General features: G+C 71.5%; 22 protein-coding genes. 8 read left to right on the plus strand and 14 right to left on the minus strand.

Annotated elements, in window-relative coordinates; translation table 11 throughout:
• Window positions 1–417 precede the first annotated feature (417 nt).
• On the plus strand, window positions 418–2,778 hold the full coding sequence (locus ACZ5ON_RS22170) for an immune inhibitor A domain-containing protein (RefSeq protein WP_465595267.1): 2,361 nt from the start codon (window positions 418–420) through the stop codon (window positions 2,776–2,778).
• 207 nt (window positions 2,779–2,985) lie between these two features.
• Here ACZ5ON_RS22170 and ACZ5ON_RS22175 read toward each other — a convergent pair whose 3' ends face one another.
• The 3 genes from ACZ5ON_RS22175 to ACZ5ON_RS22185 all read right to left on the minus strand — a co-directional run bounded on the left by ACZ5ON_RS22175 (window position 2,986) and on the right by ACZ5ON_RS22185 (window position 6,160).
• Complete coding sequence (locus ACZ5ON_RS22175; protein ID WP_465595269.1) at window positions 2,986–4,146, minus strand: threonine aldolase family protein; 1,161 nt, start codon at window positions 4,144–4,146, stop codon at window positions 2,986–2,988.
• Between the two features lie 153 nt (window positions 4,147–4,299).
• Window positions 4,300–5,829 (minus strand): aldehyde dehydrogenase family protein, encoded by a 1,530-nt coding sequence (locus tag ACZ5ON_RS22180; protein WP_465595272.1) that lies wholly within the window; start codon window positions 5,827–5,829, stop codon window positions 4,300–4,302.
• A gap of 184 nt (window positions 5,830–6,013) precedes the next feature.
• Window positions 6,014–6,160 carry a hypothetical protein gene (locus tag ACZ5ON_RS22185; RefSeq protein ID WP_465595275.1) on the minus strand — a complete coding sequence of 49 codons (147 nt, stop codon included), beginning with the start codon at window positions 6,158–6,160 and terminating at the stop codon, window positions 6,014–6,016.
• A gap of 175 nt (window positions 6,161–6,335) precedes the next feature.
• On the opposite strand from ACZ5ON_RS22185, the gene ACZ5ON_RS22190 reads away from it, so the two are divergent.
• Window positions 6,336–7,313: a M23 family metallopeptidase gene (locus ACZ5ON_RS22190; protein ID WP_465595278.1), complete on the plus strand. Its 978-nt coding sequence runs from the start codon at window positions 6,336–6,338 to the stop codon at window positions 7,311–7,313.
• A gap of 55 nt (window positions 7,314–7,368) precedes the next feature.
• Here the strand turns inward: ACZ5ON_RS22190 and ACZ5ON_RS22195 are convergent, their stop codons facing one another.
• A complete protein-coding gene (locus tag ACZ5ON_RS22195; RefSeq protein WP_465595281.1) occupies window positions 7,369–7,977 on the minus strand; it encodes a TetR/AcrR family transcriptional regulator in 609 nt (202 codons plus the stop codon).
• Window positions 7,978–8,221: 244 nt separating this feature from the next.
• Between ACZ5ON_RS22195 and ACZ5ON_RS22200 the strand changes: the two genes are divergently transcribed.
• Both ACZ5ON_RS22200 and ACZ5ON_RS22205 read left to right on the plus strand, forming a co-directional pair.
• A complete protein-coding gene (locus ACZ5ON_RS22200) occupies window positions 8,222–9,820 on the plus strand; it encodes an MDR family MFS transporter (RefSeq protein ID WP_465595284.1) in 1,599 nt (532 codons plus the stop codon).
• Between the two features lie 126 nt (window positions 9,821–9,946).
• Entirely contained in the window at window positions 9,947–10,150 is a 204-nt protein-coding gene (locus ACZ5ON_RS22205) for an EF-hand domain-containing protein (protein WP_465595287.1), read from the plus strand.
• Window positions 10,151–10,206: 56 nt separating this feature from the next.
• Here the strand turns inward: ACZ5ON_RS22205 and ACZ5ON_RS22210 are convergent, their stop codons facing one another.
• Window positions 10,207–11,100 (minus strand): HhH-GPD family protein, encoded by an 894-nt coding sequence (locus ACZ5ON_RS22210; protein WP_465595290.1) that lies wholly within the window; start codon window positions 11,098–11,100, stop codon window positions 10,207–10,209.
• A gap of 447 nt (window positions 11,101–11,547) precedes the next feature.
• On the opposite strand from ACZ5ON_RS22210, the gene ACZ5ON_RS22215 reads away from it, so the two are divergent.
• The gene (locus tag ACZ5ON_RS22215; protein WP_465595293.1) at window positions 11,548–12,396 is read left to right on the plus strand and encodes a hypothetical protein; all 849 of its coding nucleotides are present in this window, start codon (window positions 11,548–11,550) and stop codon (window positions 12,394–12,396) included.
• A gap of 194 nt (window positions 12,397–12,590) precedes the next feature.
• Here the strand turns inward: ACZ5ON_RS22215 and disA are convergent, their stop codons facing one another.
• The 5 genes from disA to ACZ5ON_RS22240 form a co-directional block, all read right to left on the minus strand.
• Entirely contained in the window at window positions 12,591–13,649 is a 1,059-nt protein-coding gene (disA, locus tag ACZ5ON_RS22220; protein WP_465595596.1) for a DNA integrity scanning diadenylate cyclase DisA, read from the minus strand.
• Window positions 13,650–13,824: 175 nt separating this feature from the next.
• Complete coding sequence (radA, locus tag ACZ5ON_RS22225) at window positions 13,825–15,345, minus strand: DNA repair protein RadA (protein WP_465595296.1); 1,521 nt, start codon at window positions 15,343–15,345, stop codon at window positions 13,825–13,827.
• 188 nt (window positions 15,346–15,533) lie between these two features.
• Window positions 15,534–16,229 (minus strand): GAP family protein, encoded by a 696-nt coding sequence (locus ACZ5ON_RS22230; RefSeq protein ID WP_465595300.1) that lies wholly within the window; start codon window positions 16,227–16,229, stop codon window positions 15,534–15,536.
• 82 nt (window positions 16,230–16,311) lie between these two features.
• Window positions 16,312–17,661, minus strand: coding sequence for a DUF1254 domain-containing protein (locus ACZ5ON_RS22235; protein ID WP_465595303.1), 1,350 nt, complete (start codon window positions 17,659–17,661; stop codon window positions 16,312–16,314).
• Window positions 17,662–17,704: 43 nt separating this feature from the next.
• Window positions 17,705–19,027: a DUF1254 domain-containing protein gene (locus ACZ5ON_RS22240; protein WP_465595306.1), complete on the minus strand. Its 1,323-nt coding sequence runs from the start codon at window positions 19,025–19,027 to the stop codon at window positions 17,705–17,707.
• Between the two features lie 271 nt (window positions 19,028–19,298).
• Between ACZ5ON_RS22240 and ACZ5ON_RS22245 the strand changes: the two genes are divergently transcribed.
• Window positions 19,299–20,309: an NAD-dependent epimerase/dehydratase family protein gene (locus ACZ5ON_RS22245; protein ID WP_465595309.1), complete on the plus strand. Its 1,011-nt coding sequence runs from the start codon at window positions 19,299–19,301 to the stop codon at window positions 20,307–20,309.
• Window positions 20,310–20,474: 165 nt separating this feature from the next.
• Here the strand turns inward: ACZ5ON_RS22245 and ACZ5ON_RS22250 are convergent, their stop codons facing one another.
• The 4 genes from ACZ5ON_RS22250 to ACZ5ON_RS22265 form a co-directional block, all read right to left on the minus strand.
• A complete protein-coding gene (locus ACZ5ON_RS22250; protein ID WP_465595312.1) occupies window positions 20,475–21,233 on the minus strand; it encodes a bestrophin-like domain in 759 nt (252 codons plus the stop codon).
• Window positions 21,234–21,326: 93 nt separating this feature from the next.
• Window positions 21,327–22,376, minus strand: coding sequence for a family 2 encapsulin nanocompartment cargo protein polyprenyl transferase (locus ACZ5ON_RS22255; protein ID WP_465595315.1), 1,050 nt, complete (start codon window positions 22,374–22,376; stop codon window positions 21,327–21,329).
• A 191-nt stretch (window positions 22,377–22,567) separates the two neighbouring features.
• The gene (locus tag ACZ5ON_RS22260; protein WP_465595318.1) at window positions 22,568–23,995 is read right to left on the minus strand and encodes a family 2B encapsulin nanocompartment shell protein; all 1,428 of its coding nucleotides are present in this window, start codon (window positions 23,993–23,995) and stop codon (window positions 22,568–22,570) included.
• Window positions 23,996–24,377: 382 nt separating this feature from the next.
• The gene (locus tag ACZ5ON_RS22265) at window positions 24,378–24,599 is read right to left on the minus strand and encodes a hypothetical protein (protein WP_465595321.1); all 222 of its coding nucleotides are present in this window, start codon (window positions 24,597–24,599) and stop codon (window positions 24,378–24,380) included.
• Between the two features lie 220 nt (window positions 24,600–24,819).
• Here ACZ5ON_RS22265 and ACZ5ON_RS22270 point away from each other — a divergent pair, with 220 nt between their 5' ends.
• Together ACZ5ON_RS22270 and ACZ5ON_RS22275 are read left to right on the plus strand one after the other, a co-directional pair.
• Window positions 24,820–25,356 carry a DUF6197 family protein gene (locus tag ACZ5ON_RS22270; protein ID WP_465595324.1) on the plus strand — a complete coding sequence of 179 codons (537 nt, stop codon included), beginning with the start codon at window positions 24,820–24,822 and terminating at the stop codon, window positions 25,354–25,356.
• A gap of 153 nt (window positions 25,357–25,509) precedes the next feature.
• Window positions 25,510–26,133 carry a TetR/AcrR family transcriptional regulator gene (locus ACZ5ON_RS22275; RefSeq protein ID WP_465595327.1) on the plus strand — a complete coding sequence of 208 codons (624 nt, stop codon included), beginning with the start codon at window positions 25,510–25,512 and terminating at the stop codon, window positions 26,131–26,133.
• Window positions 26,134–26,206 lie beyond the last annotated feature (73 nt).

Below are 26,206 nucleotides of genomic sequence, written 5' to 3' on the forward strand. Positions count from 1 at the left end.
TTTGTCCCTCCCCCCCCCCCCCCCCCCCCCCCCACACCCCCCCCCCACCCCCCCCCCCCCCCCCCCCCCCCCCCCCCCCCCCCCCCGCGGCCCTTGGTGTTTAAGGTTTGTTGACGCAGTGTTGCCGAAGCGCGTCACCGGCCTTTGCCCGCCCTGTGACATACCGCACGGCGATTCCCGCCGTTCGGGGGGCTCCCAGGCAAGTTCGGATGCGATGGAGGCCCTACCGGCCCAGGCTGCGACTCAACTTGACCAAGAGTCAGCTGACTGAAGGTCGGCGCAGGATAGCGCCGTGACCATGTCATGGTCAAGGACTATCTTTATTACCCCATCCTTCGGTCAAATGTCCTCCACCTGTCTTTCATTGGCACACCGGCAGGCCAACAGCCGTGCCGGCATGGGGAGGACGTCACAACGTTGAAGATATCCACGAGGACCGCCGCGGCCGCCGCTGCCGTGGCGGTCACCGCTGCACTCGGCGCCGGGCTGCTGCCCGGGACGGCCGCGGCCGCACCGGTCTCCATCACCCGGGACCCGGCCGACGCCGCCCTGTCCCAGGCCGCCAAGGTCGTCCACGACCTGCCGGGCCCGCTGACCGAGAAGGTCAAGGCCGAGCAGAAGGCCGCCACCGAGCAGTTGCTGGCCGGCACCGCAAAGATCGAGCAGCACGGCAGCAGCACCAGCATCAAGCTGGGCCGCGACAAGTACGTCGAGCTCGCCCGGCAGCGCACGGACAAGATCTTCACCATCCTGGTCGACTTCGGTGACCAGGTGGACAACACCACCAAAACGCCGGACGGCAAGGTCAAGTACGGCGGCACCCCCGGTCCGAAGCACAACCAGATCGAGCAGCCGGACCGGAAGACCAACAACTCGACCGCCTGGCAGGCCGATTACAACCAGGCCCACTACCAGGACCTCTACTTCAGCAAGGACAAGCCCTCGCTGAAGACCTACTACGAGCGGCAGTCCTCCGGCCGCTACTCTGTCGACGGTGTGGTCTCCGACTGGGTCCGGGTACCGTGGAACGAGGCCAGGTACGGCTCCAACTTCTGCGGCCAGCACGTCTGCTCCAACGCCCAGGACCTGATCCGCGACGCGGTCGACATCTGGTACAAGGACCAGAAGGCCAAGGGCCAGACGGACGCCCAGATCAAGGCCACCCTGGCCGAGTACGACAAGTGGGACCGCTACGGTTCGCACCACGACGGGAACTTCAACCAGCCCGACGGGTACATCGACCACTTCCAGATCGTGCACGCCGGTGAGGACGAGTCCGCCGGCGGTGGCAAGCAGGGCACCGACGCGCTCTGGGCCCACCGCTCCTACGTGTACGGCAACCTGACCGGCCAGGCCGGCCCGGACAACAACAAGCTCGGCGGCGTCCAGATCGGCGACAGCGGTTTCTGGATCGGCGACTACACCATGCAGCCGGAGAACGGCGGCCTCGGTGTCTTCGCCCACGAGTACGGCCACGACCTCGGTCTGCCGGACCTCTACGACACCTCCGGTTCCGGAGACGACAACTCGGTCGGCTTCTGGTCACTGATGTCCTCCGGCTCGTGGCTGGGCACCGGCCGCAACGAGATCGGTGACCGTCCGGACGACCTGGACGTCTGGAGCAAGCTCCAGCTCGGCTGGCTGAAGTACGACAAGGCCAAGGCCGGTCAGGACTCGGTCCACCTGCTCGGCCCGGTGGAGTTCAACACCGCCCGCCCGCAGGCCCTGGTCGTCAACCTGCCGAAGAAGACGGTCACCACCGAGATCAACACCCCGTACGCGGGCAACGGCGAGTGGTGGAGCGGCAGCGCCGACAACCTCAACGTCACGCTGACCCGCGACCTCGACCTCACCGGCAAGACCTCCGCCAGCCTGAGCGCCAAGGGCTGGTACGACCTGGAGCAGGACTTCGACTTCGCCTACGCCGAGGTCTCCACCGACGGCGGCGCCAACTGGAAGGCCCTGGACGGCACCTTCGACGGCAAGGCCATCCCGAAGAACAGCGCGGGCGCGGCCGGCCTGACCGGCAACTCCGGCAACAAGTGGGGCGACCTGGTCTTCCCGCTGGACGCCTACGCCGGCAAGGCCGTCAAGATCCGCTTCCGCAACACCACCGACGGTGGCCTGCACCTCAAGGGCCTCGCCCTCGACAACATCGCCGTCACCGCGGACGGCAAGGCCGTCTTCTCCGATGACGCCGAGAACGGTGACAACGGCTGGACGGCGACGGGCTTCTCCCGCATCTCGGGCAAGTTCTCCAAGGACTACGACCAGTACTACCTGGTCGAGAACCGCCAGTACGTCTCGTACGACGCGACCCTCAAGGTCGGCCCGTACAACTTCGGTTCGGCCGCCCAGCCCGACCGGGTCGAGCACTACGCCAACCAGAACGGCGTGCTGATCTGGCTCTGGGACACCTCGCAGGCGGACAACAACACCAGCGCCCACCCGGGCACCGGCCTGATCCTGCCGGTCGACGCCCACCCGGCCCCGCTGAAGTATTCCGACGGCAAGTACATGCGCTCGCGCGTGCAGGGCTACGACTCCACCTTCGGACTGGAGAACACCGACGGCCTCAAGCTCCACAAGGCCGACGTCCTCACCACCATCCCGTCGTCGAAGGCCGTCCGCACCTTCAACGACCACACCACCAGCTACTGGGACGCCGCGACGCCCACCAGCAGCGTCAAGGTTCCCGACACCCACACCAGCATCTCGGTCATCTACCAGAGCCTCAACAAGCTGGAGACCGTGATCGCCGTCCGCCCGGTCAAGTGACCTGAGCGGTAGGCAGTCCGGGCCCCGGTGGAGCGATCCGCCGGGGCCCTTGCCGCTTCCCGGCAGCCGGTCCGCCATGGCAGCCGGCGAGGATCTCCCGCACTCGACCCGGCAGGACCACGGCCGCGGTCTTCCGGAGAGCCCGATCCGATCGGACGTCAGCTCGGGCCGTGGAGCGGGTGGCATCCGCTCCCCCGCGCACCGGAGTCAGGACTGGAGCAGGGCGAGGAAGGCCGCCATGGCCTCGGAGATCTCCTCGGGCGTCCAGGTGAGGGCTTCAGCGGCCACCGTCACCTCGGTCACCGAGTGCCCGGCCAGGCCCGGTTCGCCGGGTTCGAGCCAGCCCCAGAAGAGGGCGATGCCCCTCTCCTCGGCGAGGCGGAGGCCGGCCTCGTCCAGGGCCTTGGCGGGGTACGGGAGCCAGAGCTGGAACTGGTGGGTGTGCGGCGGCTCGGGGAAGACCCGGGCACCCGGCACCCGGGCCAGTGCGGCGGCGACCGCCCTGGCGTGGGCCACGTACTCGTCCAGGCGCGGGAGTTCGCGGTCCAGGCCGGCCAGCGCCGAGAGCACGGCGGGCCACTGCTGGTAGAGCTGGCCGCCGTAGCGGTGCCGCCAGGCGCGGGCCTCGCGGACGAAGTCCCCGGATCCGGCGAGCGCGCCGCCGCTGATGCCGCCGAGGGTCTTGTAGAAGGAGACGTACACCGAGTCCGCCAGGGCGGTGATCTCGGGCAGGGTCCGGTTGAAGTGCCGGGTGGACTCCCAGAGCCGGGCGCCGTCGAGGTGGACGGCGGCACCGCGCTCCCGGGCGGCGGCGACCAGCTCGACCAGCTCCGTCCAGGTCGGCAGGAGGAATCCGGCTTCCCGGAGCGGGAGTTCGATCATCAGGCTGCCGAAGTGCTCGCCCAGACACCGGAGTTCGCCGGCGGTGGGAAGCCTGGGGGCGGCGGTCGGCCAGACCGCGTCCAGGCCGCTGAGCCGGGCGTACGCACGGCGCTCGTGCACCTCGGGGTGGGCGAGCGGGTGCATGGCCACCGTACGGTTTCCACTGCGTTCGGCCCAGATCCGCAGGGCGGCCTGCTGGGCCATCGTCCCGGTCGGGAAGAAGACCGCGTCGGGCTTGCCCAGCAGGCCGGCGACCCGGACCTCGAGCGTCCGGGCTATGCCGTCGCCGTAGAAGTCGGGCCGCTGGTCGAGGTCGTACGCCGCAACGCCGTCGGTGGACGGCTCGTGCAGCGCGGACAGTTCGGTCAGCCGGTCGCGGATGCTCGTCGGGCGGACGCCCGAGAGGAGGCGCTCGCTGCGGCGGAACGCGGCGAACCGGCGCTCGCGCGGGATGTCGGCGGAGCCGGTGTCAGGTTGGTAACCCATCCGCCGATAATCCCCGATCCCACGTCCGCGCAACATGCCTCGGACACACATCAGTTGAGGGAATCCGCCCGGCGGAAACGGGGGTGTGCCGGAGATCCCCCCGGGGTGCGCCGCGCCCCCGGTTCCCGTGCGATGGGAATCGCCGGCCCAGCGTCAGCGAGGCGGATAGAGCGAGTACGTCGGGAAGTTGCCGTAGAGCTTCTCCTCGGCGCCCTCGGGGCCGTAGGTGACGGCCCGGACCAGGAGGTCGCCGCCGACGAAGGCGCCCTTCCAGGAGGCGCCGAACCCGCCGAACACCTCCTCACGGTCCCCCCGGCTGCGCGGCCGGTTGATCCCGACCTTGAAGGCGAGCAGGTCAGGGGCGAGCCGGTCGGCGAGGGCCAGGTCGTCGGTGGCGAGCGAGGCGACCAGGGAGCCGTTGCCCGCGTTCATCGCGGCGAGCAGCTCGGCCTCGGTGTCGACCAGGACGACGGAGTCCAGCGGGCCGAAGGGCTCGGAGTGGTGCAGCGCCCAGTTGGCGGGCGGGTCGAGCAGGGCGGCGGGCGCCAAGTAGGCGTCGGCGCACTGCCCGTCGAGGAAGACGCCCGCCTCCAGGCTTCCCCGGTGGAGCGGGACGGCCCGGCCGGCCACGGCGGCGTCGAACCGGCTGCGCAGCTCGGCCGCCTTGGCGGCATGGATGACCGGCCCGAAGTCCAGCTCGGGCAGCGGGTCCTCCGGGGCGGCGACCGCCAGCGGATGCCCGAACCGCAGGTCGGCGAGCACACCGAGGTAGGCCTCCAGGAAGGCCGGGAAGAGCCGGCGCTGCACGACGTAACGGGGGTAGGCGGTGCAGCGCTGTTTGGCGTACTCGAAGCCCTTGCGCAGGTGCGCCGCGAGCGTCGGCCAGTCGGTGAAGTCCCACACGCCCCAGGTGTTGAGGCCCTCCTGCTCCAGGAAGTGCCGCCGACCCAGGTCGGCGAGCGCGGTGGCGGCCTTGCGGCCGTTGGCCCGGCCGCCGACGAAGGCCAGCGCGCCCAGCCCCTCGGCCCGGATCAGCGCGTCTGCGATCTGCCCGCCCGTCCCGGAGAGCAGGGTGACCGGCAGCCCGGCCCGGTGCATGACCGCGTGGGCGAGGGTGAGGCAGTGGAAGCCGCCCTGCGACGGGGTCTTGGCGACCACCGCGTTCCCGGCCAGCAGCTGGACCAGTTCGGCGTGCACCTGGACGCTCATCGGGTAGTTCCAACTGGCGATGTTGGAGACAGGACCGGGCAGCGGGGTGCGCCCGACCATCTGGCGGTCGATGTCGTCCAGGTACCAGCGGACACCGTCCAACGCCCGATCGACGTCGGCGCAGGCCAGCCGCCAGGGCTTGCCGATCTCCCAGACCAGCAGCAGGGCCAGCAGGTCGCGCTGCCCGGCGAGGCCCTCGACGGCGGCGGCGACCCTGGCCTCCGCCCAGGCCGCGTGCCGGTCGACGGCGAAGGCGACCGCGCGCCGCGCCTCCTCGATGCCGACCCGGGGTGGTCCCGGTACCGGGGTGCCGTCCAGCGGTGTGCTGTGCTCGCCGGGGGTACCGACGGCACGCCACTCGCCGCGTACCAGGTTGAGCAGTCGGTCGGGCGCGAATGCCTCCGGCGCGGCCCGTACGCAGCGGGCGTAGGTCTCGTTCCAGGACGTGCCGGGTTTGAGCCGCGGTGCCGCCATGGGAGGTCCTCCGGTGAGGGAAGAGGTGCTCGGACAGGTCGGGTGCTGCCGTGGTGCGGACAGGGTGGCACGGCCCGGCGAGCGGGGACAGCGGGCCGGGCGGCGGAACTGTGCCCCGGCTCACGATTCCGTCCTGGCAGGGCCGGGTAGCCGACCGCCCGCCGGACGCCGTTCGTGGCGATTGTCACAGCGCCCGACCCCGGTACGAGGCCTGGTAGTAGCCGTCGGCCGCCGAGTGGATCACGGCCGCGGCGGAGCCGGCCGAGGTCTTCCCGCCACCGTCGCGGACCAGGCCGCGACAGATAAGAAAGGGACAAAAGGGATGATCCACTCGAAAGATCACCACATCCGGGGATCGAAGATCACGGACTGCCGGGACTACCAGCCGTAGTAGCGGACGGGTTTGGGCACCGGCCCCGGTGGCGGCTTAGATCTGTCTGTCCCGAGCCCGGCATGCCCTCAGCGGCCCTGTGCCGGCGTCCCCGTCCCCGAGGTGCCACGACCCGATGCCTTCCCGCCATACCGCCCGCCGTCTGCTTGCCGAAGCGATCAACACCGGAAGTGCCACCGCGACGGTCGGCGCCCGCAAGCTCGCCGACGCGATCGGCACCGGCCGCACCGGCGCCGCGATCGGCGCGCGCCGGCTCGCGAGGGCGGCGGAGTCCGGACGGGCCGGCACCGTGACCAGTGCCCGCAGGCTCTACCGGGCCGCCGACGCCCGTACGCCGGACCGGCTCCGCCCGGCCGTCCGGTGGGTCCGGCAGAACCGGACGACGACCGCCTGGAGCGGCACCCTGGCGGTGGCCTTCGGCGCCCTGCTGCTGCCCAGCTACGCCTCGGCGCACACCGTGCACCCCACCACCCCGGGCGACTCGGCCTTCACCTCGATCTCCACGCCGTTCCACCAGCCCGCCCTGGTCCAGGTGGCCCAGCCCACCCCGTACCAGCTGCCGCGCCCGGTCGACTCGCAGAAGGCCGTCACGGTGGCCGCCGACCTGGCGCCGAGCACCGCACCGGCCCCCGCGGCCGGGGCCGCCGCCCAGCCCGCGCCCGGCTCGCTCCTCACCCCCGGGTCCGCCTGGTCCGCCCCGGTCCCGGGCGCGCTGATCAGCAACCCGTACGGCAAGCCCAACCGCGCGTACGCCGCCGGCTACCACACCGGCGTGGACTTCGCGGTGGACTCCGGCACCCCGCTGCTCGCGGTCGGCCACGCCACCGTGGTCTCGGCGAAGTGGGACGGCGCGTACGGCAAGGAGGTCGTGCTGCGCCTGCCGGACGGTCACTTCGCCCAGTACGCGCACATGTCCTCGCTGGAGGTCAGCGCCGGGCAGACGGTGTCGGCGGGCCAGCAGATCGGCCGCTCGGGCACCACCGGCAACTCCACCGGGCCGCACCTGCACTTCGAGATCCGCAGCGCCAACCGGTACGCGGCGGTCATCGACCCGATCGCCTACCTCTCGGCCCGCGGGGTCAGCGACTTCTGACGCACGTCCGCACTGCGCCCCTTCCGCCTCCCCGGGCGGAAGGGGCGCTGTTGCGTCAGCCGTCCGCGGGCTCGATCCGGGCGGCGATCTCCAGCGCGACCGTCAGCGCCGCCTCCATCGCCTCGGCCACGGTGGACACCTTGGGCTCGGTGCACGCCAGTCCGCCGTTGACGGACTCCTTGAGCAGGAAGAACGCGGAGTTGATGGTGAAGAGCGCCATGGTGGCGCGCAGCCGGTCGGGGAAGCCGGCGTCAGGCCCCTGGACCAGCCGGATCATCGCCAGCATCCGGTCCTTGAACTCCAGCCCGGCCTTGGACTCCCGCAGTGCGGGCTGGTTCTCGTGGAAGAAGCGCAGCAGCGGCGCCCGCGAGGCCATGCCCGCGGCGAAGCGGCGGACGAGCTCGTCCCGCAGCTGCGGCGACCACTCCTCCTCCTGCCCCCAGGCGATCACCTCGTCGATCGGCGCGGCCATGCTCTCCACGATGCCGTGGACGATGTCGTCCTTGGTCTTGAAGTGGTAGTAGAGCGCGGCCTTGGTGACCCCGAGCCGGTCGGCGATCTCACGGAGCGAGGTCTTCTCGTAACCCTGCTCCGAGAAGAGCTCCAGCGCCACGTCGAGGATCCGCGCCCGGGTGTCGGTACGGGGGCTCTGCGTCGTACTCATGCCGTGTCGGCCTGCCTTGTGACTGCGATGGTGGGGCGGACGCGCGCCGGCTGCGGAGCGCTCCTCGGACTGCATTCTCCCTGCCCAGGGCTGTCGCGCCGAAACTGGCTTGACGCCCGGCTAGTAAACAACCTACCGTGCCAATTGATAATTAACTAGCCGGTCGACAAGTAAGTGAGCCGAGGCCCCACCGCCAAGGGGTGCGAAGGCCGCGGCCGGCCGATGCGCTTCCGGGAGACGCACCATGTCACAACAGCAGGTCGAGGCTTCGGCGGCCACCCCGCCGACCGCCGAGGGGTCGGCCGAGCCCGCGCCGAGATCACCGCGCGAAATCCGCCTGGTGATGATCGGCCTGGTGGTCGCGATGCTGCTGGCCATGCTCGACAACCTGATCGTGGGCACCGCGATGCCCACCATCGTCGGCGACCTGGGCGGCGCCGAGCACCTGTCCTGGGTGGTCACCGCGTACACCCTGGCCACCGCCGCCTCCACTCCGATCTGGGGCAAGCTCGGCGACCTCTACGGCCGCAAGGGCACCTTCCTCACCTCGATCGTGATCTTCCTGCTCGGCTCGGCACTCTCCGGCCTGTCGCAGTCCATGACCCAGCTGATCGCCTTCCGCGCCGTGCAGGGCCTGGGCGCCGGCGGTCTGATGGTCGGCGTGATGTCCATCATGGGTGCGCTGGTCCCGCCGCGTGACCGCGGCAAGTACCAGGGCATGTTCGCCGCCGTGATGGCCCTCGCCACCATCGGCGGCCCGCTGGTCGGCGGTTTCATCACCGACCACCTGAGCTGGCACTGGACCTTCTACATCAACCTGCCGCTGGGCATCGTGGCGCTCGCCTTCATCGTGGTCACCCTGAAGCTGCCCAAGGTCCGCTCCAACGCCAAGATCGACTACATCGGTGCGGTCCTGCTCACCGCCGGGATCACCTCGCTGGTCCTGATCACCACCTGGGGCGGCCAGCAGTACGCCTGGGGCTCCAAGCAGATCCTCGGCCTGGCCGCGCTCGCCGTCGCCTCGCTGATCGCCTTCTGCTACGTCGAGCAGCGGGTCGAGGAGCCGATGCTCCCGCTCGGCCTGTTCCGCAACCTGAACTTCGCCATGGTCTCGCTGATCGGCTTCATCGTCGGTTTCGCGATGTTCGGCGCGGTCACCTTCCTGCCGCTCTACCAGCAGACCGTCCAGGGTGCCTCGGCGACCAACTCCGGGCTGCTGCTGATGCCGATGATGTTCGGCATGCTGGTGGTCTCGCTGGTGGTCGGCCAGGTGGTCACCAAGACCGGCAAGTACCGGATCTTCCCGATCATCGGCACCGCCGTCATGGTCGGCGGCTCGCTGCTGCTCTCCACCCTCTCCACCGACACCAGCCGGTTCGCCTCCTCCTGCTACATGGTGGTGCTCGGCGCCGGCATGGGCTTCCTGATGCAGATCACCATGCTGGTCGCGCAGAACAGCGTGGAGCTCAAGGACATGGGCGTGGCCAGCTCGACGGCCACCCTGTTCCGGACCATCGGCGGTTCCTTCGGTGTCGCCCTGTTCGGCGCGCTCTTCAACAACCGCGTCACCGAGACGATGAAGGAGCGCATGGGCGACAAGGCCGCCACCATGGGGTCCGGTGGCAAGCTCACCCAGATGAGCCCGGAGGCGCTGCGCCACCAGGATCCCCTGATCCAGGACGCGTACCACCACGCCGTCTCCAACGGCATGCACACCGTCTTCCTGTGGGGCGCGGTGATCAGCATCGTCGCCGTCGCGGCCTCGCTCTTCCTGCGCGAGGTGCCGCTCCGCGGCGCCGGGAAGCCGTCGGGCGAGCAGTCGCTCGAAGCGGCGGCGGTCTGACACCGTCCGAACGGCCCTGTTGTGCTATTGGCACAACAGGGCCGTTCGGCATTTCTATCCCGTAGTTCTCCGCCTTCTCCGTCCTAAGCTTCGGAACGCCAGATTCGCACCGACACAGGAGTGGGAATGAGCAGCAAGGACAGCCTCCGGCGCCAGTTCGACGAGATCGACACCGATCACGACGGCTACATCGCCGCCGATGAGTTCAAGGCGTTCCTACAGAAGAACCCCAAGGTCAGCGACGCCAACGCACGCGCAGCTTTCGACTACGCCGACGAGAACAGCGACGAACAGATCAGCTTCGAGGAATTCTCCAGGTTCGTACGCTGATCGACCTGGGCGGCGGCCCGAGGCGGATCGAGGCCCCGCCTCGGGCCGCCTGGTCGTCAGTGGGGAAGTCGGTACACACCCGGGGCGACGGGCTCCACCAGGCCGTCCGCGACCAGCCCGTCCAGCGCCCGCGCCCGCTGCACGGGCTCGTGCCACACCGCGTCCAGCCGCTCCTGCGGCACCTCGCCGTGCGCCTCCCGCAGCACCGCCAGCAGCTTCCCGCGCACCTGCCGGTCCGTGCCCTCGTACGACTGGCCGCGCCGCGCCGGGCCCTCGTACGGCGGGCGGCCGGCCCGCTGCCAAGCGCAGTGGCGCAGCAGCGGACAGGCCCCGCACTCCGGGCTGCGAGCGGTGCAGACCAGTGCGCCGAGCTCCATCACGCCGACCGCCCAGGCGGCCGCGGTCTCGGCGGTGGCGGGCAGGTACTCGGTGGCGGTGCGGCGTTCGGCGGCGGTGGTCGCCTGGGCCGGGTACTCCACGCCGGTCACGGCACGGGCGAAGACCCGGCGGACGTTGGTGTCCAGCACCACGTGCCGCTGCCGGAAGGCGAACGACGCGACGGCGGCGGCCGTGTACTCTCCGACGCCGGGCAGCGCGAGCAGTGCCGCATGGTCGTCCGGCACCTCCCCGCCGTGCTGCTCGGTGATCGCCACGGCGGCGGCGTGCAGCCGCAGGGCCCGGCGCGGGTAGCCGAGCCGGCCCCACATCCGGACGGCTTCGCCCGGGGCGTCGGCCGCCAGGTCCGCCGGGGCGGGCCAGCGCTCCAGCCAAGCGGCGTACGCGGGCAGGACCCGCTTGACCGGAGTCTGCTGGAGCATGAACTCGCTCACCATGACCGCCCACGGCGAGGCGTCGGCCGTCCGCCAGGGGAGGTCGCGGGCGTTGGCCCCGTACCAGTCGAGCACGGTCGAATGGAGCAGCGGGGCGGGAGTGGAGGTGATGGCAACCATGGCCCTTCGATCCTCCCACGCCAGCCCCCGTCGCCGGTCGCCGGTCACCGGTCGCCGGTCGGAAGCGGAGCATCACGGGGCACGGGGAACGCTGCGAGCACGGGGAACGCCGTGCGGCGGAGGGTGCCGGCGTCGCGTACGCCTCCGGTCGGTGGACCGCACCGCACCCCGCCGGGGTCCCCGGGTGCCACCGGCCCGGTCCGCGAGCTCGGCCGGCCGCAGCCGCCACCCGACGCGCGCCGCTTCCCGCGCCCGTACGGAGCAACGGGGCATTCCCCTGCCCGGAGCAGTCGACGTCCCCTGGTCGGCTACGGGGCGGATCGTCGGTGGGCGACACGGCCTACATCTCTTCCCTCATCCGGGCCAAATGACGGATGATGTGAATGAAGCGACGCAGGGTCAGTGTTGGTGCATCAACGGGTACATTCAGTCTCGTAGAGTTTGCGCGTGCCCTCTCTTCGTCAACCCGTCGGACCGCTGCCCGCGTCGATCTACTGGCGGCGGCGCATCGTCGTGTCCGCTGTCCTGCTCGCCGTGATCGCGCTCGTCGTCTGGTTGACGACCGCTCAGGACGACGGCGGCAAACCCACCGGGAAGACCGCCCAGCCCGTCCCGGCGCAGTCGATCACCCCCGGCGCCTCACCGACCGGCTCCGCGATCACCACCCGCCCCGGCGGCAGCGGCGGTTCGGGCGGCGGCGTCTCGGGCGGCGGCGGTGGCGAGGTCAGCCTCACCGGCGGTGCCAGCGGCGGCAGTTCGGCCAGCCCGTCCGGTTCCTCGGCCGGTGGTTCCGGGGGCTCGGGCGGCACCTCGGGTGGCCCGGCCGGTGGCGGGTCGAACGGAGCCGTCGCGCCGCCTCCGGTGAACACGGCCGAGGTGATGGCCCTCCCGGTCTGCAGCGCCTCGCAGGTCACCCTGGAGCTGGCCGGCACCCAGAACTCCTTCGAGAGCAAGGACAAGCCGCGCCTCGCGCTGACCGTCCGCAACACCTCCGGCTCCAACTGCCGGGTGGACCTGGGCCGGACGGCGTCCGCGATCGTGGTGACCTCGGCGGCCAACGAGCGGATCTGGTCCTCCGCCGACTGCCCGACCGACAAGCAGGCCACCTGGGTTGAGATCAGCGCGGGCAACGGCCTGACCGAGACGTTCACTTGGGACCGCAGCCGCAGCAAGCCGCAGTGCGCCACCCCGGACGGTTCGACCGCCCAGACCGGCAACTACCTGGTGCAGGCGACCCTGACCGGCCCGGCCGGCGGTCCGATCACCGCCCGGACCTCGATCCGCCTCGACGGCTGAGCCCGGCTCGGCCGCCGTCCCGGCCGAGCCGGCCCGGATCCCCGCCGACAGCAAGCCGCCCGCCGTACGGAATTCCGTACGGCGGGCGGTTTGCTGTCACACGTCCGCCCCGCTCGCATCGTCCGCGCAGGGCAGTTGGGCCGGAAGAGGACTGCGGCGGCGCGGCATCGTCCGCGTGCGCAGGGCAGTTGGCGTCAGACGTACCGCTCCAGGATGGACGACTCCGCGAGACGCGACAGCCCCTCGCGCACCGAGCGGGCCCGGGTCTCACCGACGCCCTCGACGGTCTGCAGGTCGTCGATGCTGGCGGCGAGCAGCTTCTGCAGCCCGCCGAAGTGCTCGACCAGCCGCTCGATCACGGTGTTGGGCAGGCGCGGCACCTTGGCCAGCAGCCGGTAGCCGCGCGGCGAGACCGCCGAGTCCAGCGACTCGGGCGAGCCCGAGTAGCCCAGCGCCTTGGCGACCGTCTGCAGGTCCAGCAGCTCGGCGTGGGTGAGGGCCTCAAGGTCGTCCAGCACCTCGGGCACGGTACGGCCCTTCTTGGCGGCCCGCTCGGGGAAGTAGTCCCGGGCGACCAGCTCACGCTCGGGCTCGACGCCCGCGATCAACTCGTCCAGCTGGAGCGAGAGCAGCCGGCCGTCCGTACCGAGCTCCAGGACGTAGCCGGCGATCTCGGCGGCGATCAGCCGGACCATCTCCAGCCGCTGGACCACCGCCGCGACGTCCCGAACCGTGACCAGGTCCTCGATCTCGAGCGCGGAGAGGGTTCCCGCGACCTCGTCCAGGCGCAGCTTGTAGCGCTCCAGGGTGGCCAGCGCCTGGTTGGCCCGGGAGAGCACGGTGGTGGAGTCCTCCAGCACCCGGCGGGTGCCGTTGACGTACATCGCGATCAGGCGCATCGAGTGCGAGACGGCGACCACCGGGAACCCGGTCTGACGGTTGACCCGCTCGGCGGTGCGGTGACGGGTGCCGGTCTCGTCGGTGGGGAGGGTGGAGTCCGGCATCAGGTGCACACCGGCTCGGACGATCTTGGTGATGTCCTTGTCGAGCACCACCGCGCCGTCCAGCTTGCACAGCTCGCGCAGCCTGGTCGCGGAGAACTCGACGTCCAGCACGAAGCCGCCGGTGCAGAGCGACTCGACGGTGCGGTCGAAGCCCAGCACCACCAGGCCGCCGGTGTTGGCGCGGAGCACCCGCTCCAGGCCGTCCCGCAGCGGGGTGCCGGGGGCGATGGCCTGAAGGGAGGCCCGCAGCAGGGCCTCTTCGCGGGAGGACCTGTCCACCCGGTCGCTGGCTGCCACGTGACTCCTCCGGTCGCCCCGGACCGTGTGGCGTGGCGCCCGACGGTCTGTCGCTGCTCAATTACTGCACTTGATGCCAATTGGACAGATCAGAGTCTAACTGTGCACGGCAATATCGGGGCCGGGGTCAGGCCAGTTCGTCGGAGTCCACCGGCTCCCACCCGGCCATCAGCTCGTCCGGGTAGGCGGCGACGGCCGGCGCGGGAACCGGGCGGGGGGCAGAACGCCCTTGTGGTGCAGGCTTGTTGTCGCCCTCCGCCTTCGGCCTGGCGGGCCGGCGGCGACCGGGGATGGCCCGCAGCGCCTCGCCGATGTCGGAGACCTCGACCACCTTCATGCCCGGCGGCACCTTGCCCGGGTCCGGCGGGACCAACGCGTGGGTGAAGCCCAGTCGGTGCGCCTCGGCGAGCCGCCGCTGCACGCCCGTCACCCGGCGGACCTCGCCGGCCAGGCCGACCTCGCCGATCGCCACCAGGTTGCTCGGCAGCGGGGTGTCGGAGGAGGAGCTGGCCACCGCGAGCGCGATCGCCAGGTCGGCGGAGGGCTCGGTGAGCTTCACGCCGCCGACCGTCGCCGTGTAGATGTCCTGCTTGCCGAGCTTCACGCCGCCGTGCCGCTCGACCACGGCCAGGATCATCGCGATCCGGGGGGACTCCAGACCGGAGGTCGTCCGGCGCGGGGAGGGGATCTGCGAGTCCACCATCAGCGCCTGCACCTCGGCGACCAGCGGGCGGCGGCCCTCCAGGGTGACGGTCAGGCAGGTACCGGGGACGGGCTTGTCGCGGCGCGTCAGGAACAGGCCCGAAGGGTCGGCCAGGCCCGCGATGCCCTCGTCGTGCAGCTCGAAGCAGCCGACCTCGTCGGTGGCGCCGTAGCGGTTCTTGACCCCTCGGATGATGCGCAGCCGGGCGTGCCTGTCCCCCTCGAAGCTCAGCACCACATCCACCAGGTGCTCCAGCAGCCGGGGGCCGGCGATCTGGCCGTCCTTGGTCACATGGCCGACCAGCAGGGAGGCCATGCCGCGCTCCTTGGAGGCGCGGATCAGCGCGTTCGCCACCTCGCGGACCTGGGCGGGGCCGCCGGGGGCGCCGTCCAGCTCGGCGGAGGCGATGGTCTGAACCGAGTCCAGGATCAACAGGCCCGGGTTGACCGCCTCGATGTGGCCGAGGACCGCGCCGAGGTCGGACTCGGCTGCCAGGTAGAGGTGGTCGGAGAGCGCCTTGATCCGGTCAGCGCGCAGCCTGACCTGGCCGGCCGACTCCTCACCGGTCACGTACAGGGTGCGGTGCCGGTCGCTCGCGGCCTTCGCCGCGACGTCCAGCAGCAGGGTGGACTTGCCGACACCGGGCTCACCCGCGAGCAGCACCACCGCGCCCGGGACGATCCCGCCGCCGAGCACCCGGTCCAGCTCGGGCACACCGGTGGTGCGGGCGGTCGCCACCTGGCCGTCCACCTGCGCGATCGGCTTGGCGGGCGAGCTGACCGGACCGGCGGCCGTGGTGCGGATCGGCACCGCGCCGTACTCCTCGACGGTGCCCCAGGCATTGCACTCGGGGCAGCGACCGACCCACTTGGGCAGCTGGTTGCCGCACTCGGTGCAGCGGTACGCCGGGCGCGGCTTGGCGGTGGTCTTGGTGCGGGCAGCCATGCCGCCAACCGTATCGGCTGGGTACGACAACCGGGGACCGCCGGCCGCCGCAGGTGCGGGCCGGCCGGCCGCCCCGACGGCAACCGTCCCCACCCGGGCGGTCGTGCACGCGGCCCGCCCCGCCGGGGGCCGAGACGTCCGCCCGGCCGGGTGATGTCCAGGGCCCGGTCCGGTCGACGACCGCGGGATCAGGCCGTCAGCCCGGAGAGGGCGGCACCGACGTTGTCCGCCCCCAGCACCACCGGCAGCACGGTGGCGATCGCCGCGTTGTGGGTGGACATCCAGGCCTTCCACTCGCCCAGCTCCCGGTCGGTCCCCTCCCCGCCGGCCAGCCGGACGGTGAGCGGCACCAGGATGCACAGCGATGCCAGCAGCACCATCAGCACCAGGGCCAGTGCCCGGTTCCCCGCGTCGCCGCCGCTGGTCGCGATGGCGACGGCGCCGCCGACCGCCACCAGCGGATTCTTCGGATCGGAGGCGACCAGGGAGACGGCCAAGGCCGCCGACCGGCCGGGGGTGAGGCGGTCGACGGAGGACATCCAGCGCGGCGGACGGTGCACATGGCCCTCCCGCGGGCGCTCCCGCCACCGCCTGGCGCCGAGGAGCAGGAGCAGCAGCCCCACGGCCAGCCGCACCCACCACGGCCAGGAGGCTCCCGCCCCGTGGTCGGCCGCTCCCCCTCCCCGGCCCGTCCACGAGACCCCCACGAGGACCACGACCGCCGTGGTCACGGCCGCCAGGGTCGCCGCCCATCCGAGCGCGAACACGGCGCCCTTCACCCGCCCGCGCGCAGTGGCCAGCAGCAGGACCGTCGCCACCAGCGGCACCGGGCCGATCGCGATACCGGCCGCCGAGGCCAGCATCGGTCCGATCGCGTCGCCCACGGCAGTCCTCCTCTCCGGGCGGCCGGGTTCTCCCGGCGGCCGAGCAGGCCGCCACGGCGGCGGACGCGCCTGCGGCCCCGGCTCAGCGCGGTTCGAGCGGCGGCAGCCGGTACGAGCCGTCCAGCACCGCGGCCCTGGGCTGGTACATCCGCAGGATCGGCCGGAACTCGCCGGCCGGGGTCGGCAGCCAGTTCGCCGTCTCGGCCGGTTCGGCGGGCCGTTCGTGCTGCAGGAGCAGGGTGAGCGAACCGTCCTCCCCGTACGCCAGGCCCTGGGTGCGGTCGCCGATCGAGTAGCGGCCGATCGGGTTCTCGGTCAGGCGGCGGTCGGGCAGCTCGTAGACGGTGAGCGACCAGAAGGCGTCGACCGGCGGCAGGTCGTCCAGGCGCAGGGTGTACGAGTGCGCGCCGGTGAGCGGCCTGCCCGCGGCGTCGTCATGGGTGGTGGCGTAGGTGGCCTCGTACGCGTGGTTGCCCCAGAGGCCGGTGTGCGCGGCGGCCGCCCGGATGAGATAGGCGGCCCGGCGGTCGGCGGTGCGCCACTCGCGGGACGCGACCGTGCCGGGGCCGAAGTGGTCGAGGTTGTAGTCGTACAGGTGCAGGCTGACGGCCCACTCCCCGGCGGGGCGGTCCTCGGTCGGCCGGGTCACCGCCTCGACCCGCTGCCGTCCGGCCGCCAGGCCCCTGGCGAGGGCCTGGGTCCAGGCGGGGTCGGCGGCCGAGAACGGGGAGGGGCCGGCGTCCAGCAGGCCGAGCGGTGCGAAGCGCTGCTGGTAGGCCAGGTCCGGCTCGGCGGGCGGGAAGGCGGCCGTCCACTGCCGGAGCCGCTCCAGGAAGCCCAGTTCGCGGGGCACCGCAGGATCGGGCTCGGGGATCCCGGCGTACACGCCGCCGGGCTCCAGCGGGGTGAGGGCGAGGTGCCGCTGGAGGTCGAGGACCCGGGGGAGGTCGGCCGGGCCGCCGCAGGCGTAGCGGCCGACGATGGTGGCGACGACGGTCGGCGAGACGATCACCTGGACGTCCTCGGGCGGTGTGCCGTGCCAGTGCGGCGGGGTGATCAGCCAGGTCTGCTCGGCGGTGCCGGTGGAACGACGGCCCAGGTAGGCGAAGTTGTTGGTCCAGGCGTCCACGAACTGGAGCACGTAGTAGCTGCCCCGGCTGTCCGGGACGTGCAGCAGGATCGGCCCGCCGGAGAGGTCGAGCTGGGCGAAGGAGTACAGGGTGTCGCTGTTGACCGAGGGGAAGTCCGTCCGGGGCGTGGCCGGTTCCCTGGCGTGCGCGAAGTGGTTGAAGGGAGTGGGTGGCAGGCCGCCACCCATACCGCGGGCCACGAAGGCGCCGACCGTGGTGAGGTCGCGGACGATCGGGCTGCCGTAGACGTAGGCATCGGCCGCCAGCGCCTCCAGGGCGGCGTCGGACGCGGCATCGGACATGCGGGACTCCCTTCCGGATCAGTACTGCCGGCCGGCTGCCCGGTCAGTCGCGGAGGTTGAGCTGCGGCAGCTGCCAGCGACCGTCCAGCACCGGCGGCTCGGGTCCGTACACCCGGAGCACCACGGTGAACGGACCGGCGGGCGCCGGAAGCCAGTTGGCCGCCCGGTCCGGCTCGGCGGGCCTCTCGTGCTGCAGGACCAGGCTGAGCGAACCGTCCTCCCCGTACACCAGGCCCGGGGTGCGGTCGCCGAGCGAGTAGCGGCCGGCCGGGTTCACCGCCAGCAGGCGGTCGGGCAGCCGGTACATGGTCACGGACCAGAAGAACCTGGCCGGCGGGAGCTGCCCGGCCGGGAAGTCCAGGGTGTAGCGGCCCTCGGCGGCGTCCAGCGGGCGGTTGCCCTGGTCGTCGGCGAGCCAGTCGGTGGACCAGATCTCCTCGACCGGCAGCCCGTACCCGCCCTGCTGGGCTCCCACCGCGCGGGCCAGGTAGTCGCTGCCGAGCTGGGCCCGGGTGCCGAACCAGGCGGTGCTCTCCAGGCCCTTGGCCGCCTCCGCCACCAGTCTGGCCCGGCCGTCCGCGATGCCCCGCAGCATCGCCGCCCGGACGTCCAGCGGCAGCGCCGCCGGCTCGAAGTCGCCCGCACCGACGCCGAGTTCGGCCAGCCGACTGCGCAGGGCGGCCTCGGCTGGCAGCACCGGGAAGAAGCCGAGCAGGAAGTCCAGCAGGACGAAGAACTCCAGCGTCTCCAGCACCTCGTCGTCCCGCCAGACCGGCCAGTGCGGCTCGGGTGCGGCGGGCGGCGGCTCGGTGCCGAGATGGGCGCTGAGCGGTCTGAGCGAGTACTGCGCCTGGAGCTCCCGCAGCGCGGGCAGGTCCTGCGGGCCCGCCAGGTAGGTGCGGCCGAGGACGCCGACCAGTTCGGTGTCCGCCCGCAGCACGCCGTCGAAGCCCGCCCCGGCGTCCCCGGTGAAGTGCGGCCCCGCGATCAGGTAGCGGCCCGCCGCCTGTCCGGTGGTCCGGGAACCGACGAAGCCGACGTACGAGGTGTCCAGGTCGTGCACCGCCAGGACGTAGTAGCGCTCCGTGGCCGGGACCTCCAGCACCCACGGCTCCGCCCGCAGGTCCAGCCAGGCGCAGGAGTACGGGGTGTCGACGCTCGGCGCCACCAGGTCGATGTCCGCCGGGGTGAACGGGTTCGGGTAGTGCCGGAAGACGCCGAAACCGCCGACGAAACGCGGGTCCGCGTCGTCGACGGCCTGCGGGTACATGGTCCGGTAGTTCGCCAGCAGGGCGGAGCCCCAGATCCACGCCTCGGTGGCGGTCTCCCTGATCGTCGCCGGGTCCACGAGTGCCGGGTTACCCATGCTGCCGTACTCCCCACTGCCTGGCCGGACCACTGCCCGGTCACACCGGGTCACGCCGATGGCCGGCTGGCCAACCGGCGAGCTATTCGGACATTACCGTACAAAGTGGGCGCTAGACGCGGTCCGAAGCCTTGGCACGCCGGAGGTACGGCGGAGCGCGCCGAGCACGGCCCGCCGGAACGACACGCCGCACTCCGCCACGAGTGAACGAAAGTCAGCTCGAAGTGAACGGCCGTATCCAGCAAGGATCGTGACGCGCAGTCTTACCGGTATGAACATCCTCGTACTCGGCGGCACGTCCTTCCTCGGACGCGCCTATGTCACCGAAGCCCTGCGCCGCGGCCACCGCGTCACCACCTTCAACCGCGGCCTGAGCGGGGCCGACCAGGACGGCGTCGAGGCGGTCCGGGGCGACCGCGACTCGGCTGCCGACCTGGAACGGCTGGTCGACGGCCGGCGGTGGGACGCGGTGGTGGACACCGCCGGCCAGCAGCCCGCCGCGGTCGCCCTCGCCGCCCGCCTGCTGCCGCCTCACGCCGCCCACTACAGCTTCGTCTCCTCCATCCACGCCTTCGCCGACTGGCCCGCGTTGCCGGTCAGCGAGGACTCCCCAACCCACCCCTGCCCGGCCGACACCCCGCCGGACCAGCCCCCGGCCAACGCGCTGAAGGCCGGCTGCGAGCGCGCGCTGCTGGAACACTTCGGCGCCGGGCGCTCGGTGATCCTCAACTGCGGCCTGCTGATCGGCCCTTACGAGAACATCGGCCGCCTGCCCTGGTGGCTGGAGCGGATCGCCCGGGGCGGAAAGGTGGCCGCGCCCGGCAGCCCCGACCGGGCCATGGCACTGATCGACGCCCGGGACTTCGCCGCCTTCGGGCTCGACCTCGTCGAGCGCGGGGCCTGGGGCCGGTACGTGACCACCGCACCGGCCGGGTCGACCACCATGGGCGAGTGGCTGGCCACCTGTGTGGAGGTCACCGGCGGCAAGGCCGAGCTGGTCTGGATCGACGACGAGGCACTGCTGGCGGCCAAGGTCACTCCCTGGGTCGAGCTGCCGCTCTGGGCCCCCGACCTGCCCGAGTGGCAGGGCATCTGGCTGGCCGACACCACAAAGGCCCAGGCCGCCGGGCTGAACTGCCGCCCGATCGCCGAGTCCGTCCGCGACACCTGGGCCTGGATCCAGGAGCGCGGCCCCCGCACCAAGCCCTACACCCAGGGCAGCATCCCGCTCGGGATCGACCCGGCCAAGGAGCGCAGACTGTTGGACCAGGCGGCGGGCTGAACCCGGCCCGAGGGCTCCGGGCGCCCAACTGGGGGCGGGGGGAACCTGGACGGGGCGGGGAGCCCGGCTAGCGCCGGGGCACCTGGCCGAGGGGCGGGGCACCGCGTGGCCGGCCGCTGTGGAGCCGTCCCGTTTCGCGGTGCCCCGCCCCCCTGCGGGAGCCCGTCAGCGCGGCGGAGGCAGGCGCTGCAGGAAGACGTCGAACGCCGTCGGCTTGACCGCCGTGACCCCCGCGAACGGGAAGTCCATCTCCCTGATGACGATCAGTGAGATCACCACCAGCCCGCTGAGGGCCAGCACCATCAGCGCGTGCGAGAAGGTGTTGGATAGTCCGAACAGGAAGGTGAAGCCGACCGTCAGCGCACCACCGATGATCAGCGCCGCCCAGAGCAGCGGCGGCACGTCCTCGTCCACCTGGCTCAGCCGGGCGCGGCGCTCGGAGGCCAGGCTCTCCAGGTGGCTGACCGCGTGGTCGTAGAGCACCCGCTGCTGGTCGTTGCCCGCCTGGATCGCGAAGACGTCATCGCGCATCTGGTAGACGAGTTCGGTCGCGGCCGGAAGGGACTCGTGGTGGGCCATCAGCGGCCACTCGCCGTCCTTGACCGTTTGGGCGTAGTCGAGGGTGTGCTTCTCCAGCTGCGGGCCGAGCGGAGCCGGCAGCTGGCGGGAGATCCAGTAGATCCCGGCCAGCGAGTCGGCCTCCTTGAAGGTGGTCTTGCGGGCCGCGTCGTTGTTGTCCCAGACCGCGATCACCACGAACGCCAGGAGTACTGCGTAGAGCACCCCCACGGCGGCGAAGATGAACCCCGCCACATCGTTGTGAACCTCGCGTACCGGGTGCGGGATGAAGCGTTGCACCAGGTACAGCACCGCCGAGACGGCCAGCAGGACGCCGACCAGGATCCCGATGTCCAACAGACTCATACGTTGTGCTTCCTTGCCCTTGCGGTTGTGCGGACTTGCGGAGGTGGTTCCGGGTGCAAGGGCGCGGTCGGACACGGAGTCGGGGACGGGCCCTCAGTGGTTGCGGCGGGTGACCAGTTCGGCCAGCGCCAGCAGGTCGTCGGCAGCGGTCGGATCGGGGACGGCTGTGGAGAGGTGGCCGATCGCGGCCGCCATCCGCTCACAGGACTCGGTCTGTGCCCACGCCCGTCCGCCTGCGCCGTCCACCGCCGCTGCGGCGGCCAGCAACTCCTCAGCCGTCAGCGGCCGTTCGAGCGCGTAGAGCTCGGCAAGCACCGCCGCGTCCTCGGATCCGGAGGAGAGCGCGTGGACCACCGGCAGTGACTTCTTCCGGGCGGCGAGATCGGCGCCGACCGGCTTCCCGGTGACGGCCGGGTCGCCCCAGATGCCGATCAGGTCGTCGATCAGCTGGAAGGCCAGGCCGATCTCCCGGCCGAAGGCGTCCAGGGCCTGCGTGGCATTGTCGTCGGCACCGGCGTAGAGAGCGCCGATCGCGCAGGCACAGCCGAGCAAGGCCCCGGTCTTGCCCTCGGCCATGGTCAGGCACTCGGCGAGCGAGACATCGTCGCGCCGTTCGAAGGCGCAGTCGCTCTGCTGGCCCGCACAGAGCTCGACGACGCAGTCGGCGAGCCGGCGGACGGCCGCCGGGGTGGCCGGGTGGTCGTCCTCGGCGAGCGTGCGCAGCGCGAGCGAGTGCATCGCGTCCCCGGCCAGGATGGCCTCGGTGGTGCCGAACACCCGCCAGACAGTGAGACGGTGGCGCCGGGTCTGATCCCGATCGATGACGTCGTCGTGCAACAGGGTGAAGTTGTGCACCAGTTCGACGGCCGCCGCCGCCCGGACGGCCTCGGCCGGGCGGCCACCGAGGGCCTGTGCGGCTGCCAGCACCAGTGCCGGGCGGATCGCCTTGCCCGCACCGGCGTCCGCGGGCGTACCGTCCGGCTCCCACCAGCCGAAGTGGTACCCGGCGATCCGGCGCATCGACTCGGGCAGTGTCCCGATCGCGGAGCGCAGCGCCGGGTCGACCAGCGTCCGCGTCCGGACCAGCACGTCGGCGACCTGGTGGCCCTCCCGGCTGCCGCGGTCGAGTGTGAAGATCCCCATGTGTGTTCCTCCCCCGGATCGTCGGGCTCTTTCGGTGGGCCTTCCACGAGGCCGTACCGAGCCCCTCCCCCGGCCCCGGTCGGGGGGTTTTCCAATACAGGCGGTCAGCCGGGGCCTGGTCGCGAAATTCGACCGACCGCACCCCGCTTTCCGATCAGAATCCGCACCGGCCAGAAATCGACCGGACTGAATCAGTCGCGCGGACGCGCGATATCGACGTTCTCCAGTACGCCGATCGCATCCGGAACCAGAATGGCGACCGAGTAGTAGGCGCTGACCAGATAGGAGATGATCGCCTTCTCGTTGATGCCCATGAACCGCACCGAGAGACTCGGCTGGTACTCGTCCGGAATTCCGGTCTGATGCAGGCCGACGACGCCCTGGTTGTCCTCCCCGGTACGGAGCGCGATGATCGAGCTGGTGTGCCCGTCCACGATCGGGATCTTGTTGCAGGAGAAGATCGGCACACCGCGCCAGGCCGGGACCTGCTGACCGTGGACCTCGGTCGGCGTCGGGTAGAGGCCGCGCTTGCTGCACTCCCGGCCGAAGGCGGCGATCGCCTTCGGGTGGGCGAGGAACATCTTGGTGCCCCGGCGGCGGCTGAGCAGGTCGTCCATGTCGTCCGGGGTGGGCGGGCCGGAGTGGGTCTGGATCCGCTGGTCGTACTCGGCGTTCTGCAACAGGCCGAAGTCGCGGTTGTTGATCAACTCGTACTCCTGGCACTCACGGAGCGCCTCGATGGTCAGCCGCAGCTGCTGCTCGATCTGGTTCATCGGCTGGTTGTAGAGATCGGCCACCCGACTGTGGACCTGGAGCACCGTCTGGGCGACGCTCAGCTCGTACTCGCGCGGAGCGAGCTCGTAGTCCACGTACGTGGCGGGGAGTTCGATCTCGCCCTCGTGGCCCGCAGCCAGCTCGATCTCGGCCTCGCCGTGCTTGTTCTGCGACTGCTGCGCGTCGGCCAGGTAGGCGGCGATCTGGTCGCGCAGCGCCTCGGAGCGGTTCACCAACTGCTGGAACGCGGCCCAGGGCAGCACGAGCACCGTACCGGCCGTGGCGGCCTTGACCGAGTACCCCCAGAGCGCGTCGGCCTGGTGGACGGCCTCGTCGCCGAGGTGGTCGCCGTCGGCCAGCACGCCGAGCACGGTGGTCTCGCCGTACTTGCCGTTGCCGATCCTGTTCACCTTGCCGTGCGCGATCAGGAAGACCTCGTCGATCGGCTGGCCGGCCTCGACGAGCACCTCACCCGCCGCGAAGTCCCGCTGGACGAACCGCCCCGCCAGCTCCTCCAGCACCGCGTCGTCCTCGAGGCCCCGCAGCACGGGCACCTCGCGCAGCGACGGCGGGACGACCCTGACCTCCGCGCCGGTCTTCACGAAACTCACCCGGCCGCGCCCCACCGCGTAGCTCAGCCGGCGGTTCACCCGGTAGGTACCACCCGAGACCTGCACCCACGGCAGCGTCTTGAGCAGCCAGCGGGAGCTGATGCCCTGCATCTGCGGCTCGGACTTGGTGGTCGTGGCCAGATTCCGCGCGCCGGCGGTGGTCAGGCTGGTCTGCTGCCGGTCCTGCGGCTGGCCGCTCTGAGCAGGAATACCGAGATTTGTTTCGGTCGTCATTAGAGAGAGCCTCCGCATGAGCGCATGAAGTATCGCTTTACTGCACACATGCTGCGCCCAACCGGAGCCATTCGCAATCACTCTTTCGAGTGGCGGGAATAGGTGCCGAATTAGTACGACTGGTTCACCTGTTCAATTAGCTGGTCGGCCACCTTGTCGAGTCGGCGGAAATTCAGCACGTCAGGACCCTGGGGAGTAGCGAGCGAAGATCGAACAGTCGTACCCGAACGGCCGGGGTCGCGAACCCACCGCCACCCCGACCGTCGGCGCACACCCACGTGCGTACGCCTGCCTACGCACGCCTGTGCCTGCGTACGCCTGTCCGCCTGCCGACGCAGCCCTGCCAGCGCGGACCCACCCGCCGGCACTCCTGCAGATGCCCCTACAGGTGGTCCCTCAGGTACTCCGAAACGTTCCGGCACCATCCGGCGAGCTCCTCGCGGTGGTGCAGCTGCCCCTGGCACAGGGCGGCGACCTGCGCGTCGGTGAGCCGGTCGGGGCTGCGCACCTCCAACAGGTGCGAAACCTCCCGCAGCGTCGTCGACAGCCGCTCGGCATCCGCATGGCTGAGCATCACCAGCGCGTCGGTGTGGCCAATCGTCATGGAACCAGGCATCGAGCCCTCCTACAGTCGGCCCCCTGTCCGATCGGTTCCCCGTCCTGCGGGATCCCGTCCGGCCGGACCCGCGTCCGCCCGGACCCCCGTCCACGGTACGGCCGCCGACACGACGACTGCATCCGGTGCGCACCTCCGGCGCCGAGGACGGCTGCCGCGCTATCAACAGAAGGGCAAATAGGGACAAAACCTTTCATTGGAGTCCGCCATGCCGCTTCTCACCCGAGCCCCGCAGCAGTTCTTGCTCGCCCCCGACGATTCCGGCCTGATCGCCGAGATCGAGGCGTACCTGGCTTCCCTGCCGACCCCCGCGCGCACCGCCGTCCCGTACGTCTGCGCCCTCGGGAGCGTCCGCCGGCCCTGGAACGCCGGCCATCCGGAGCCCCGGTCGACCCTGCTGGACCGGATCGCCCGCCGTCCGCCCCGCCCGGTCCCGGTCAGCGTGGCCGACCATCTGCGGCTCACCTCCCACTACATCGCCTTCCACGGCTGGCTCCAGGGCGCGATGTGGGACGAGGCCGGACGGGTCTGCCTGCTCGGCGCGCAGGCGGCGGTACTCGCCCACGGGTACGGCACACCGGACCACGTCCGCCGCGGCCGCGTCCAGGTGATGGAGGTGCTGCACGGCACCGGGTACCCGGTGGCCTCCCCCGACGAGTACAACGACGCCCCGACCACCCGCCAGGCCGACGTCCACCGGCTGCTCGACCGGGCCGCGAGCCGGGCGTCCGGCCTGGGCATCTAGCGGGGCGGGCCTCCGGGCCCGCCCCCGGCCGGCGCTCCGGGGCACCGCCGCTCCACCGAGCCGGACGTCGCCGCTTCGCCAGGCCGCGCCCGGGCGGTGTACGGTCGGGTGTCGTTCGCTGGACCGGGGAAACGTGAAGGGAGTGGGGTGCCGATGGCCCCGCGCCGGAGCGCCGATCCCGCGGCCCGGACCTTCGTCGAGGAGGCCCGCCGCCGCCAGATCATCGAGTGCACGATCGACCTGATCTCCACCCGCGGCTACCCCGCGACCTCGCTCTCGGCCATCGCCGAGGAGGCCGGCATCTCCAAGTCGGCGGTGCTGTACCACTTCTCCTCCAAGGACAACGTCACCCGGGCGACGCTCGACCACGTCTTCGAGCAGTTCGCCGGGTACGTCCGGGAGCGGGTGGCAGCGGAGTCCGATCCGCTCGACGCCGTGATCGCCTACCTGCGCGCATTGATCGGCTACCAGCAGGCCAACCGGCGCCACGTCCGGGTGATCACTGAGATGCTGCTGGACGACCGAGGCGGCACCCAGCTGAAGAACCCCGGTTCACATGACACCCGCGGCCGCTGGCAGGAGCTGGCCGCCCTGCTCGCCGCCGGCCAGCGAGCCGGCCGCCTGCGCGAGTTCGACACCCAGGTGACGGCGCTGGCCATCGGCGGCGCGATCGACGGCGTCATCTCGCACTGGCTGGTCCACCCCGAGCTCGATCTCGACGCCGCCACCGCCGAGTTGGAGACCTTCACCCTCAACGCCATCCGACCGCCCGAGTAGCCACCACGTTCCAGCGCCCGAGGGACTCGCCTCCAGCCCGCCGCACCGGCAAGCGAGTTCACCGTGGTCGCCG

This window comes from Kitasatospora sp. NPDC032150 (genome assembly GCF_055579945.1).